We start from the raw sequence: 14180 nt of genomic DNA on the forward strand, positions 1-14180 counted from the left end.
CGATTCGACCAGACACAAAAAAGGGCCTGCATCTGCAGGCCCTTTTTTGTTTGCCGAATCCGCTTAAGGCTTGTGTGCCCGGGACAGGAATTCGTGGGATTGCATCTCCAGCAGACGGCTGAGGGTACGCTGGAACTCGAACGTCAGACGTCCGCCGGTGTACAGGTCTTTCAACTCGACTTCGGCAGAAATGATCAGTTTGACGTTACGGTCGTAGAACTCGTCGACCATGTTGATGAAGCGTCGGGCGATGTCGTCGGTGGTGACGCTCATCTGTTCAACGCCACTGAGCAGCACGGCGTGGAAGATCTTGCCCAGTTCGATGTAGTCGTTCTGGCTGCGCGGACCGTCGCACAGTTCGCGGAAGTCGAACCAGGCCACATCATCGCAAGTACGCAGAGCGCGGATTTCGCGGTTTTCGATGATCAGCACATCGTTTTCCACGGCGGCCGTGCATTCCGGCGTCAGCGCGCGGAAGCTCTTGCGCAGGCTTTCGTGGGCGGCTTCGTCGAGCGGGAAGTGGAACAGCTCCGCTTGTTCGAGGTGGCGCAGACGGTAGTCGACGCCGCTGTCGACGTTGACGATCTCGGTGTTCTGCTTGATCAGCGCGATGGCTGGCAGGAAGCGCGCGCGTTGCAGGCCGTCCTTGTACAGACCGTCCGGCACGATGTTCGAAGTGGCGACCAGGGTCACGCCGTTCTTGAACAACTCTTCCATCAGCGTGCCAAGAATCATGGCGTCGGTGATGTCGGAGACGAAGAATTCATCGAAGCAGATGACCCGTGATTCCGTCGCGAAACGCTTGGCGATGATGGTCAGAGGGTTTTTCTCGCCGCCCAGGGTCTTCATCTCTTCGTGCACGCGCTTCATGAAGCGGTGGAAGTGGGTGCGGGTCTTTTCCTTGAATGGCAGAGCTTCGAAGAAGGTGTCCACCAGGTAAGTCTTGCCGCGACCCACGCCGCCCCAGAAATACAGACCCTTGACCGGCGTCTGATCCTTTTTGCCAAACAGCTTGCCCAGCAAACCCGGCTTGTTCTGCTCGGCCGCGATCAGATCGTCGTACAGGCGTTGCAGATGACGCACGGCAGTTTCCTGCGCCGCATCGTGGAAGAAGTCCGGGCGTTTCAGATCAGCTTGATATCGTTCTAGGGGCGTCATAATTCGTTAGCAAGGCAACAAAAACGGGCCGTCACTGTAGCGATGGCCCGTGGGAATGGCAATCGGCCCTTGGTCGGGCCGGCCTGTTGATTATTCCTGAACCGGTGTCAGAGCGATCCGCAAAGCCTCGACGGCCGCATCCCGCGCAGCAGCATCGGCGAACGCCGGGCTGTCGCCGACACACTCGCCTTCCAGCCAGACGCTGAAGCTCAGGTCTTCGCTGCGCACATCCAGCGCCTGACCCGATTGCAGCTGCTTGGTCACCTGACCGGCGGTTTTACCGTCGGCGAAGTTGCGTGACAGCAGCAGTTGCTCGCCGTCGGCCGCCAGCAGACGGAAACGGAAGCTGCCGTCGTCTTCCCGGAAGCTGACGAAACGTGCGGCTTTCGCGGCTTTCTTCTTGGTAGTCGCGGCGACCTGAACCTGGTTGACGAAGGAGCGCAGGCCAACTGCTTCGCGCAGCTCGTTGAGGAACGGCGTCGCCACCGCACGGGCCTTTTTGGCGCCGTGTTGCAGGATGTCTTCCAGATCTGCCGGACGCTCAATCAGTTGGTGATAACGCTCGCGGGACTCGCCCAGCTCGTTGTCGAGCAACTGGAACAGACGGTTCTTCGCCTCGCCCCAACCCAGACCGCCCAACAGTTCGCTGCGGAACTCGTCGGCCTGCGCCGGCGTGGAGAACGCCTGGAACAAGGTGAACAGGTGCGAGTTGTCCGGATCTTTCGCTTCACCCGGCGCGCGGGAGTCGGTAACGATGCGCGAAATCGCGTCCTTCATTTCCTTGGCGCTGGAGAACAGCGGAATGGTGTTGTCGTAGCTCTTGGACATCTTGCGACCGTCCAGGCCAGGCAACGTGGCAACGCTTTCCTCGATCAGCGCTTCGGGCATGGTGAAGAACTCCTTGCCCTGGCCGAACAGGTGGTTGAAGCGCTGGCCGATGTCACGGGCCATTTCCACGTGCTGGATCTGGTCGCGGCCGACCGGCACCTTGTGCGCGTTGAACATCAGAATGTCCGCCGCCATCAGCACCGGATAGCTGTACAAGCCCATGGTGATACCGGCATCCGGGTCTTCGCCGGTCTCGACGTTCTTGTCCACCGAAGCCTTGTAGGCGTGGGCGCGGTTGAGCAGGCCCTTGGCGGCAACGCAGGTCAGCAGCCAGGTCAGCTCGGGGATTTCCGGGATGTCGGACTGACGGTAGAAGGTCACGCGGTCCACATCCAGGCCACCGGCCAGCCAGGTCGCGGCGATTTCCAGACGCGAGCGCTGGATGCGCAGCGGGTCATCGCACTTGATCAGGGCGTGATAGTCAGCCAGAAAGTAGAACGAGTCGGCATTGCTGTCGCGGCTGGCGAGAATCGCCGGGCGGATGGCGCCGGCGTAGTTACCCAGGTGCGGGGTGCCGGTGGTGGTGATGCCGGTGAGGATGCGGGTACGGTTCGTCATGGGTAATCGCTTGTCAGACTGCAATCAATTCGAGAGACGCGGCAGGATCAGATCCTTGAGATCGGTCAGCTTGCCATGAAAAAAGTGTCCGCATTCTGCCACTTTCAGCAGCTCATGGGGGCGCTGGAGTTTGTCAGACCAGTCGTAGACCAGCTGCGGATCGATCACTTCGTCGGTTTCCGGCTGGATCACGGTCAACTCGCCCTGCTGCGGCAGTTGATCCTGATCGCCCAGACGCATCACCGCCGGCGCAACCATGAACAAGTGCTTGAGCGTGATGCCTTGGGCTTCGAGACGGCCGCCGAGACTTGCTGCAACAAATCCACCGAAGGAGAAACCGAACAGGGTAAGCGGCAGATCCGGGTGCTTTTCCAGCAGCCAGGAGGCAGCGGCCTGGGCGTCGTCGACTTCACCGGTGCCCATGTCATGGGAACCTTCGCTGGCACCGACGCCGCGATAGTTGAAGCGCAAGGTAATCAGGCCCGAGTCGCGCGCGGTGCGCTGCAGGGTCGAGACGACCTTGTTGAGCATGGTGCCGCCCTGCACCGGGTTCGGGTGGCAGATCAGCGCTATGCCGCGGGGCTGCTCATTGTCCAGATACAAAGACTCAAGTTGCCCCACCGGGCCATCAATCACTACAGGGGTTTCACGCATCAGCAAGGAAGGAACTCCGTGACCTCGAATCGGGTCGACTCGTCTAGCAAATTGTCTGTGCCAGTCTATTGCGAGTGAATCGCGGTATACAGCGCAGGTTCGAGCCGTTAACGTAAAGCAAAGCCGTTTATAGAGGAAGGACTCGTGGAACACTCGCTCTTAGTTTGGTTGTTACCGACTCTTGCCCTGGTTGTGGGTGTCGCCATTGGTTTCCTGATCGCTCGCGTTGCGCCGAACGCCGCGCCCAGCCGCACACAGCGTCAACTGGATGATATTCAGGAACGTTTCGACAGTTATCAGAACGAAGTGGTGACCCACTTCAACAGCACCGCCAATCTGGTCAAGAAACTGACCCAGAGCTATCAGGAAGTGCAGGACCACCTCGCCGAGGGTGCCAACCGTCTGGCCCTGGACGAGCAGACCCGTCAACGCTTGCTCGCCTCGTTGCACTCCGAGGCAGCACAGGCTCCACGGGAACGTCTGACGCCACCACGGGATCAGGAACCGCCGCGTGACTATGCGCCGAAGACCCCGAACTCGCCGGGCATGCTCGACGAGCATTACGGCCTGAAGAAGTAATCAGCCTTCGCGCCAACAAAAAGCCCCCGGACAATCACTTGTCCGGGGGCTTTTTTGTAGCTGACGGTTACGGGTACTGCTGAACCGTGCCCGGCTGTTGCTGGCCACCGTACTGCTGGCCCGGGATCGCCTTGAGGTTGACCTCGACACGGCGGTTCTGTGCCCGGCCGTTGACGTCACCGTTGCTGGCGATCGGATTATCCGGACCCGCACCGCGAGCACTCAGGTTGGCACCGCTGACGCCTTGCGAGGTCAGGTAGGTCGCCACACTTTGCGCACGACGCTGGGACAGGTCCATGTTGTGCTGGCGACTGCCGGTGCTGTCGGTGTAACCGACGATTTCAATCTGGTTCTGGTTGAACTCTTTGAGCGAGTTGGCCAGGTTATTCAGCGGCTGATAGAAGCTGGAAGCGATGTTCGCCGAGTCGGTGGCGAAGGTGATGTTGCCCGGCATGATCAGCTTGATCTGGTCGCCCTGGCGCTGCACTTCCACCCCGGTGTTGGCCATGCTGGCCCGCAGTTTTTTCTCCTGCTGGTCGGCGTAGTAGCCGTAACCGGCGGCCGAGGCACCGACGACGGCTGCGCCGATCAGCGCACCCTTGCCGCGGTTGTTGTGGTCGATGGCGGCACCGGCCAGCGCGCCGGCCAGCGCACCGAGGCCACCGTACTTGGCGGTCTTGCTCATGCCCTGGGAGCCACCGTCGGCCTGACCCTGATTGTCATACGGGTTGGGCGAGGCGCAGCCGGACAAGACGGCCACGGCAGTAGCGACAATAATCAAACGACGCGTGGTGAACATGGAGTGCTCCTACATTTTGCATTCTGTGGTGCAGCGGCCATTGGCAATTGGCAATTGGCCCGTGCGGGCGTTGGATCATGACAATGCACAAAAATTCCGCTGGGCACCCGTGACAAAATGTTTAGGCACGCACAAACGGGTTCTCGCGCATTTCATCCCCCAGACGCGTATCCGGACCATGCCCGGCCACAACGGTCGCGTCTTCATCCAGGGTGTACAGCCGCTGCCTGATCGATCGCACGATGGTCGCCTGATCGCCGCCCCACAAATCCGTGCGCCCGACTCCGCGACGAAACAGCGTGTCGCCGGCAATCAACAGCTTAGTCTCGGAAAACCAGAAGCTCATGGAACCTGGGGTATGTCCCGGTGTGTGCAGTGCAACGCCACAGCCACAGGCCAGCTCTTCATCGTCGCTCAGCCAGCGATCCGGCGACGGCACCGGGGTGTAGGGCACACCGAACATCTGGCATTGCATCTCGAGGTTGTCCCACAGGAACTGATCGTCCTTGTGCAGGTGCAAGGTGGCGCCGGTCTTCTCCTTCATCTGACCGGAAGCCAGGAAGTGATCGAGATGCGCGTGGGTGTGGATGATGCTGACCACTTTCAGGCCCAAGGCGTCGAGCCGGGCCATGATCAGGTCAGGGTTGCCGCCCGGATCGACGACGATGGCTTTCTTGGTGATCGGGTCGCCGATGATCGTGCAGTTGCACTGCAAAGGACCGACAGGAAAGGTTTCACGGATGAGTGTTGGATCAGGCACAGACATGGGAAATCCTGGACGAACGGCAGTGTGATTTATTTCAGGATTCTACTGCACCTGCCGATACAGATCGCCCGGTCAGTTATTTGACGCCATCAATCAGAAAATAGTGGCCAGATGATGTCAAAGCCACTGCTTCTCGTGCAAAATCGCATTCTCTTTGTAGCGGTCGCATCAGGATTGGCCGCAGCGCACTCAGGAAACCCCGCATGCCAACGCCAAGAACTTACACTTTCAGCTTCCCTTCGTCGTTGACTGGCAATGCCATCGTCGACAGTCTGATATCCGGCACTTACTGGCTGGGCTCCAATTTCGGCAAAGGCGGGACGACCAATCTGAGCTACAGCTTCATGTCGCCCAGCACCTCGTATTTCATCTCCAACTACAGCCCTGACAATGAGTACAACGCGCTCTACGAGCTGACGCAGGGTCAGAAAATGGCGGTGAACTATGCCCTGGGAACCTGGGCAGCCGTCACCAATCTGAATTTCTCCTTTACGACCGACACCCTGACGAACGTCGGCGACCTGCGTTTCGGCGGCTATCGTCTGATGGACGACAAGACCGCAGCCTGGGCCTACTTCCCGGATAACTCTCCCAGCGGCGGTGACGTGTGGATTGGCCCGCAGACAGGCGAAGCGACTCCGCTGAAGGGCTCATATGATGTCATGACCTTCATCCATGAAATCGGTCATGCACTGGGACTCAAGCACCCGTTCGACTCAAGCGCATCCAATAACACCCTGCTGACGCCGGCGCTGGATGACGTTCACTTCACCGTGATGAGCTACAACAGCAATTACTCCTACCAGCCGACCACGCCGATGGTGCTCGACATCCTCGCGATCCAGAGCCTGTATGGCGTCAACATGATGTGGCAGACCGGCGACAACGTTTACAAGTGGGCGCCGGATCAATCGATTTTCGAAACCATCTGGGACGCGGGCGGCAACGACACCATCGACGGCAGCAATCAACTGGCATCGGTGAAGATCAACCTCAACGAAGGCGCCTACAGCGAGATCGGCAAAGCGTTCACCGACCTGAACACTCAGACCGCCATCAATGATGGCCTGGGCATTGCCTATGGCGCAAAAATCGAAAACGCCGTCGGTTCTGCCTTTGACGACGTACTGATCGGCAACGCGCTGAACAACATACTCAACGGCATGGCCGGTGCGGACAGCATGACTGGGGGCGACGGCAACGACACCTACCTCGTCGACAATGCCGGCGATACCGTCGTCGAGCTGGCGAACGCGGGTTCGGGAATCGACACCGTCATTTCCTCTATCAGTTATACCCTGGGCAGCAACGTCGAAAACCTGACCCTGACCGGCAGCGACAACCTCACGGCCACAGGCAATGCCCTGAACAACGTGCTGGTCGGCAACAGCGGCAGCAACTTGATCGACGGTGGCGCCGGTGCGGACTTCATGGCGGGCGGGGCCGGCAATGACACCTACATCGTCGACAACGCCGGTGACGTGGTCAGCGAAACCAGCACCGTGGCCGGCGAGATCGACAACGTTCTGGCCTCGGTGAGTTTTGCCCTGGGCAACAACATCGAAAACCTTACGCTCACCGGCACGGGCAATACGTTCGCGCTGGGCAACGCGTCAAACAACGTGCTGACCGGCAACGACGGTGACAACCAGCTCTCCGGCGCCGCCGGCCTCGACACCATGATCGGTGGCAAGGGCAACGACACCTACGGCCTGGATCAGGCCGGCGAACTGGCCCTGATTCAGGAACTGGCCAACGAGGGCACCGACACCCTGCTGATCACCTACGCCTCGACACTGCAGACCAACGTCGTCGACCTGACCCTGAGCAACCTGCGCAACGTCGAGAACGCCACCCTGCTGGGCAGCGGCAGTTTCCGTCTGAACGGCAACGACCTGAACAACACCCTGACCGGCAACGCCGACAGCAACTACATCGACGGCGGCAGCGGTGCGGACATCATGATCGGCGGTGCCGGCAATGACATCTACATCGTCGACAACGTCGGCGACGTCGTCAGCGAAACCAGCACCCTGGCAACCGAGATCGACACGGTACAGGCATCGATCAATTACACCCTGGGCGCCAACGTTGAAAACCTCACCCTCACCGGTACCGACAATCTGAATGGAACGGGCAACGCCCTGAACAACACATTGATCGGCAACAGCGGCAACAACGTCCTCAACGGCGGCGCCGGCGCGGACATCATGATCGGCGGCACCGGCAATGACACCTACATCGTCGACAACATCGGTGACGTGGTCCGGGAAAGCAGCACCCTGACCAGCGAGATCGACAACGTCCTGGCTTCAGTGAACTTTGCCCTGAGCGAGAACATTGAAAACCTCACCCTGACCGGTACTGGCGACGTCTATGCACTCGGCAACGCGCTGGACAACGTGCTGACCGGCAACGATGGCAACAACCAGCTCTCCGGCGCCGCCGGCCTCGACACCATGATCGGTGGCAAGGGCAACGACACCTACGGCCTGGATCAGGCCGGCGAACTGGCCCTGATTCAGGAACTGGCCAACGAGGGCAACGACACCCTGCTGCTGACGTACTCCGCCACGCCGCAGACCAATACGGTCGACCTGGGCATCAGCAACCTGGTGAACGTCGAGAACGTCACCCTGCTGGGCAGCGGCAACTTCACCCTGACCGGCAACAGCCTGAACAACACCCTGATCGGCAACGCCGACAGCAACATCATCGATGGTGGTGCCGGTGCAGACTTCATGGCGGGCGGCGCCGGCAACGACACCTACATCGTCGACAATGTCGGTGACGTCGTCAGCGAAACCAGCACCCTGGCCAACGAGATCGACACCGTCATGGCGTCGATCAATTACGTGCTGGGCAACAACCTGGAAAACCTTACGCTTACCGGTTCTGCGAACATTTTCGGATTGGGCAACGCGTCGAACAACGTGCTGACCGGCAACGACGGTGACAACCAGCTCTCCGGCGCCGCCGGCCTCGACACCATGATCGGTGGCAAGGGCAATGACACCTACGGCCTGGATCAGGCCGGCGAACTGGCCCTGATTCAGGAACTGGCCAACGAAGGCACCGACACCCTGCTGCTGACCTACGCCGCCACGTCGCAAATCGTCGACATGAGCATCAGCAACCTGCAGAACGTCGAGAACATCACTCTGCTGGGGACCGGCAATTTTGCCGTGGTGGGCAACAGCCTGAACAACACCCTGATCGGCAATGCCGACAACAACATCCTCAATGGGGGTGCGGGGGCAGACATCCTTGATGGTGGTGCCGGCAACGACACTTATGTTGTCGACAACGCCGCAGACGTCGTCATCGAAAACGGAACGTCGGCATCGGAAATCGATCAGGTCTACGCCTATATCGATTACACGCTGGGCAACAATGTCGAAAACCTCACGCTGGTCGGCACCGACAATATCAATGCAACGGGTAACGCCCTGAGCAACACATTGATCGGCAACAGCGGCAACAACACCCTCAACGGCGGTGCCGGTGCGGACGTCATGATCGGCGGGGCCGGCAATGACACCTACATCGTCGACAACGCCGGTGACGTGGTCAGCGAAACCAGCACCGTGGCCAACGAGATCGACACCGTCATGGCTTCGATCAATTACGTGCTGGGTAACAACCTCGAGAACCTTACGCTCACCGGCTCCGCGAATATCTTCGGATTGGGCAACGCACTGAACAACGTGCTGACCGGCAACGACGGTGACAACCAGCTCTCCGGCGCCGCCGGCCTCGACACCATGATCGGTGGCAAGGGCAACGACACCTACGGCCTGGATCAGGCCGGCGAACTGGCCCTGATTCAGGAACTGGCCAACGAGGGCAACGACACCCTGCTGCTGACGTACTCCGCCACACCGCAGACCAATACGGTCGACCTGGGCATCAGCAACCTGGTGAATGTCGAGAACGTCACCCTGCTGGGCAGCGGCAACTTCACCCTGACCGGCAACAGCCTGAACAACACCCTGATCGGCAACGCCGACAGCAACATTCTCAACGGTGGTGCCGGCACAGACATCCTGACCGGCGGCGCCGGTGCGGATACGTTTGTCTTCGGTGCCGTGAACGAGATGGGTACAGGCTTCCTTCGCGACGTGATCACTGACTTCAGCAGCCTGCAAGGCGACAAGATCGACCTGACGAAATTCGATGCCAACCTGTTGGCCAACGGTTTCAACGGTTTCACCTTCATCGGTGCAAACGACTTCACCGGTGCGGGCCAGTTGCGGTTCATCGACCACGTGCTGTCGGGCAACGTCAGCGGCAACGGCGGTGCGGACTTCGAAATCCAGCTGCTGGGCGTCAACAACTTCAGTGCCAACGATCTGGTGGCCTGACCCTCCCCTGCCACACCGGCCTGCCATGCAGGCCGATTCGACCGCAAACAGAACGCCCCGACTGGTTCGGGGCGTTCTGTTTTTTATCGGCGAGGCTCACCAGGCTAGCCGAGCACCCCCAGCTCCTTGGCCCGCGCCACGGCCTGGGTGCGTCGCTCCACCCCCAGTTTGCTGTTGATGTGGCTGGCATGGGTTTTCACGGTGTGCAGCGAGATGAAGAGCTGCTCGCTGATTTCCTGATTCGAACAGCCCTGGGCGATCAGGCGCAGTACCGCCAGTTCCCGGCTGCTGAGTTGCTCGACCGCAGCCCCTTCCACACTGGTTCGTGCAACAGACACAGGACAGTGTTCCAGCAACTGCTGACCGACAGCGCCCGGCGCGCTCAACAGCAATTGTCCGCGCAGCCAGTCGGCATTGTTCCTGATCAGTGCATCGAACGGCTGCAACACACCGCCACTGGCGGCATCCAGCGCCAGCACCAGCGCCTTGCGGGCCTCCGGTTCACGACCAGTCCCCAGCAGCAGCACCACCTTCTGCGTCAGCGCCATCACACTCAACAGCTGTCGACCGGTCAACTGGCCGTTTTCATGCAATACGCTCAACCGCCCTTCGGCCAGCATCGGTTGCCCCTGGATCACGTCGAGCAGGGCTTGCTGAAGTTCGACATGCAAAGGCAATTGTGGATGGAACTCCGGTGGCGCCGCCGCGCGTTCGCCGGTGTAGGTCTGCCCCAGTCGCACCAGCCACGCCTCGGCCAGGTCCGTGCGCCCCTGAGCCAGCCACAGCTCGCATTTGACCAGGGTAATCATCGCCAGGTAATAGATCGGCGGCACGTCCCAGATGTGCATCAGGCGCTCGGCTTCAGCCAGTTCGGCGAAAGCCTTGGCGAATTCGCCGCCCTGGCCGTCCAGCCGGGCAATCACACAGTGGCCGATCAGCACACTGATATCGCGACAGGCCCGCGCCTCGCTCAGACCCGCCAGCAACCGCGAACGGGCCGCTTGCGGCTGCAGACGCATCGCCAGCAAAAAGCCTTCATACAGCGTGAGCCGCGCACGTACCGCATACAAGCGCTGGGAAGACAGCCCCCGTAGACGCTCGAGCCCCTGATGGACTTCATCAAGCGCCCGCACAATTTCACCCCGCGCCTGCAAGACCCGGGCGCGATCGTAATGCGCCAGCGCCTCGAACAACGGATTGCCGACCCGCTGCGCCAGCTCGAGAGATTCGCGGTTCAAGCCACGGGCACGCCACAGATCACCATCGGCGATGGCCAGATTGGACAAGGTCGACAGACACATCAGGCGCTGCCCGTAGCGCTTGGCCGGAAGGCTCTCCAACGCTTCGCTACAGTACTGGATCGTCAGGTCGCGGTGCCCCCGCCCCCGGGCAATGATCCCGCTCAGCGCCAGCCATTGGGCGAGCATGGACTTCTGTGCGGTGGCCGAGGGTGCCGGCAGGAAGCGGCTCAGGTGACTGGCGAGTTCTTCGGCCGCATCGAGCTGGCAGGCCAGACCCAGAGCCCAGCTGTAGAGCACGATCAACCGTGGGGTGCTGATCAGCAGGCTGTCGGGCAGGTCCATTTTCCAGCGCAAAAGCATGCCGACATTCTGTTCGGCCAGCAGTTGTTCTTCGGACAGGTTCTGCACCAGGTTCGCCGCCACATCCAGATGCCCCGCGCGCAGCGCCTGCTCCACCGCTTCGTCGAGCAGGCCCTGTGCGTTGAACCAGCGGCAGGCGCGCAGATGCAGGGTCGCCGCCGGCACGAGCGCATGGACCGTCGGCCGGTTGCGCAACAGATCGGAAAACAGGTGGTGATAGCGATACCAGTGACCCTGTTCGTCCAGAGGCACCAGAAACACCTGATGCGCCAGGAGAAAACGCAGGATCTCGGCACTGTCGTGCGCTTCACGGACCGCGTCGCACAGTTCACTGCAAAAACGCTCCTGAGGAGCGGTGTCATACAGAAACGCCTGCACTTCAGCAGGCAGGCAATCGATGACCTCTTCCAGCAGATAATCGCGGATCAACCCTTCCCCGCCATTCAACACTTGAGGCAAGGCCGATTCGGTGCCGGCTTCGGAAGCAGCCAGCAGCCAGAAACGCAACCCGGCCACCCAGCCTTCGCTGCGCTGGATCAGGTTTTCCAGCGCCTCCCCGCGCAACGAGCTGCTATGACGTTCCAGCAGCGCCAGCGCCTCATCGTGGGTCAGGCGCAGGTCCTGCTCGTGCAGTTCCAGCAACTGCCGCGACAGGCGCAGGCGGGCCAGATGCCAGTCCGGGCGTTGACGGCTGGTGACCATGACCAGCAGGCCGTCCGGTAAATGGTTGAGGAAAAATTGCAGGCAACGGTCGAGCACCGGTCCCTGGGCGAGGTGGTAGTCATCCAGCACCAGCAGCAGGGGTGCAGTCGGTTCCAGATGCAGCGCCAGTTCATCGAGCAGACCATCGAGCCATTCTTCGAAGGCGAACGGCTGGTGACGCTGGCGCATTTTCAGCAGCCCCAGTGCCCGGCTGCCCAGTTGCGGGAAGTAGGCCTGCAGACCTTCGAGCAGACGTTCAAGAAACCGCCCCGGGTCATTGTCTCGCGGGCTCAGGCCGAGCCACAGACTTTGCCAGTGCATCGGCAGGCTCTGGCAGAACTCCACCGCCAGCGAACTCTTGCCGAACCCGGCCGGAGCGCTGACCAGCAGCAACCGCCCCCCGAGTCCCGCGCTCAGGCGTTCGCACAGACGGGGTCGCAGCACGTAGCCATCGGGTAACGGCGGGCGGAAAAAACGCCCGTCCAGTGCCGAGACGGCAACGCTTGCGGGACCCGGGAGTGGGGACAGATCAGTCATGGCCGGCTCTTGTTAGTGGGGCTGTTGGCGGCGTAGCAGATGCCCGCAGACTAGCCTTAAACGGAGCGGTTATGAAGGTCGTTGCTACAAATGGCTACAAAAAGGCTACTGAAAAAGTGCCAGGCAAAAAAACGCCCCGAACCGGTCGGGGCGTTTTCACGAGGATGCGGCCTCGGTTTACAGGAGCTTAGCGAACACCATCCTGACGCAGGGCGGCCGGGGTGAAATCGCTGGTGGTGGCGGTGAAACCGAAGTCATACGCCGACTTCTCTTCGTTCTTCATGCCCAGCGCCAGATAACGACCGGACTGCAGATCGTAGAGGGTTTCCAGGGTGTACCAAGGCACCTGCACATTGTAGTAGTCCTGGGAATGCGCTTCCGCCACGCGCCACAGCTGATTGCGACCATCGTAGTGATCGATCACGGCCGCTTGCCAGGTGTCTTCGTCGATGAAGAAGTCACGCTTGGCGTAGATGTGACGCTGACCTTCCTTCAGGGTCGCGGTCACGTGCCAGACGCGACGCAGTTCATAACGCGCCAGATCCTGGTTGATGTGGCCGGCCTTGATGATGTCGGTGTACTTGAGCTTCGGATCGTCGAGCTTGTAGCTGTCGGAGGCGATGTACATCTCTTGTTTGCCGACCAGTTTCCAGTCGTAACGGTCCGGGGCACCGTTGAACATGTCCAGGTTGTCGGAAGTCCGCAGGCCATCGGCCGCAGTACCCGGACCGTCATAGGACACTTGCGGTGCGCGACGTACACGACGCTGACCGGCGTTGTAGACCCACGCCGAACGCGGTTCCTTCACCTGATCGAGGGTTTCATGCACCAGCAGCACACCACCGGCCAGACGTGCCGGCGCGGTCACCTTCTGCTTGAAGTAGAACAGGATGTTGCCCGGGTTCGCCGGATCGTAATCCTTCATCTTGTCGCGGAACACGAACTGGTCCTGGAAGTACACCAGGCTGAACGAGCCGTTCGGTTGCGGCGTGGCCTGGGTCACCAGACGGGTCACGCTGCCGCCGCGATAGCGGGTGATGTGGTTCCAGATCACTTCCACACCGGTTTTCGGAATCGGGAACGGCACGGCGGTATCGAAGTTCTCCAGTCCGTTGCCGCCCGACACCAGCGTCGTGGTGGTGGCGTTCTTCTTGATGGCGGCAAATACCGCATCCGGCACGGTAGCGCCGCGATGGGACGGGTAGACCGGCATCTTGAAGGTTTCAGGGTAGCGCTGGAACATCGCGTACTGACCCGGTGCAAGTTTGGCCTTGTACTGGTCAACGTTCTGCTTGGTGATGGTGAACAACGGCTTTTCACTGGCGTACGGATCGGACAGGAAACCCTTGCTGTCAACGCTGCCGGCATTCTTCGGCAGCGGTTTCCAGGCCGGGATCGAGCCGTCGGCGTTACCGGCCATTTCGGCGCCCATCGGGGTCAGGCTCTTGCCCAGTTTGTCCGCTTCGGCGGCAGGCACCGCCGCCATGACACCGGTCGCCAGCAGCGACAGGCCCAGAACACCGGCGTGGAACAGACTCTTTGTTATTTTCATAAATTCGTTCGTCCTGAAATGC

At 60.6% G+C, this 14180-nt stretch carries 9 protein-coding genes; 2 read left to right on the top strand and 7 right to left on the bottom strand.

Annotated elements, in window-relative coordinates:
• Nucleotides 1-63 precede the first annotated feature (63 nt).
• The 3 genes from zapE to KJY40_RS25220 form a co-directional block, all read right to left on the bottom strand.
• Nucleotides 64-1158: a cell division protein ZapE gene (zapE, locus tag KJY40_RS25210; RefSeq protein WP_085606932.1), complete on the bottom strand. Its 1095-nt coding sequence runs from the start codon at nt 1156-1158 to the stop codon at nt 64-66.
• Nucleotides 1159-1248: 90 nt separating this feature from the next.
• The gene (locus tag KJY40_RS25215) at nt 1249-2604 is read right to left on the bottom strand and encodes a tryptophan--tRNA ligase (protein ID WP_230733430.1); all 1356 of its coding nucleotides are present in this window, start codon (nt 2602-2604) and stop codon (nt 1249-1251) included.
• A 24-nt stretch (nt 2605-2628) separates the two neighbouring features.
• The gene (locus tag KJY40_RS25220; RefSeq protein ID WP_230737760.1) at nt 2629-3258 is read right to left on the bottom strand and encodes an alpha/beta hydrolase; all 630 of its coding nucleotides are present in this window, start codon (nt 3256-3258) and stop codon (nt 2629-2631) included.
• 144 nt (nt 3259-3402) lie between these two features.
• Between KJY40_RS25220 and KJY40_RS25225 the strand changes: the two genes are divergently transcribed.
• A complete protein-coding gene (locus KJY40_RS25225) occupies nt 3403-3837 on the top strand; it encodes a YhcB family protein (RefSeq protein WP_039766275.1) in 435 nt (144 codons plus the stop codon).
• A 67-nt stretch (nt 3838-3904) separates the two neighbouring features.
• Here KJY40_RS25225 and KJY40_RS25230 read toward each other — a convergent pair whose 3' ends face one another.
• Both KJY40_RS25230 and KJY40_RS25235 read right to left on the bottom strand, forming a co-directional pair.
• A complete protein-coding gene (locus KJY40_RS25230) occupies nt 3905-4636 on the bottom strand; it encodes an OmpA family lipoprotein (RefSeq protein ID WP_007956806.1) in 732 nt (243 codons plus the stop codon).
• Nucleotides 4637-4757: 121 nt separating this feature from the next.
• Nucleotides 4758-5402, bottom strand: coding sequence for an MBL fold metallo-hydrolase (locus KJY40_RS25235; protein WP_230733431.1), 645 nt, complete (start codon nt 5400-5402; stop codon nt 4758-4760).
• 203 nt (nt 5403-5605) lie between these two features.
• Between KJY40_RS25235 and KJY40_RS29655 the strand changes: the two genes are divergently transcribed.
• Nucleotides 5606-9766, top strand: coding sequence for a M10 family metallopeptidase (locus tag KJY40_RS29655; RefSeq protein ID WP_321576981.1), 4161 nt, complete (start codon nt 5606-5608; stop codon nt 9764-9766).
• Between the two features lie 104 nt (nt 9767-9870).
• Here KJY40_RS29655 and KJY40_RS25255 read toward each other — a convergent pair whose 3' ends face one another.
• Together KJY40_RS25255 and KJY40_RS25260 are read right to left on the bottom strand one after the other, a co-directional pair.
• Complete coding sequence (locus KJY40_RS25255; RefSeq protein ID WP_230733434.1) at nt 9871-12606, bottom strand: LuxR C-terminal-related transcriptional regulator; 2736 nt, start codon at nt 12604-12606, stop codon at nt 9871-9873.
• A 187-nt stretch (nt 12607-12793) separates the two neighbouring features.
• On the bottom strand, nt 12794-14158 hold the full coding sequence (locus KJY40_RS25260; RefSeq protein ID WP_230733436.1) for a DUF1329 domain-containing protein: 1365 nt from the start codon (nt 14156-14158) through the stop codon (nt 12794-12796).
• Between the last annotated feature and the right edge of the window lie 22 nt (nt 14159-14180).

It is taken from the genome of Pseudomonas fitomaticsae, from assembly GCF_021018765.1.
GTDB lineage: Bacteria > Pseudomonadota > Gammaproteobacteria > Pseudomonadales > Pseudomonadaceae > Aquipseudomonas > Aquipseudomonas fitomaticsae.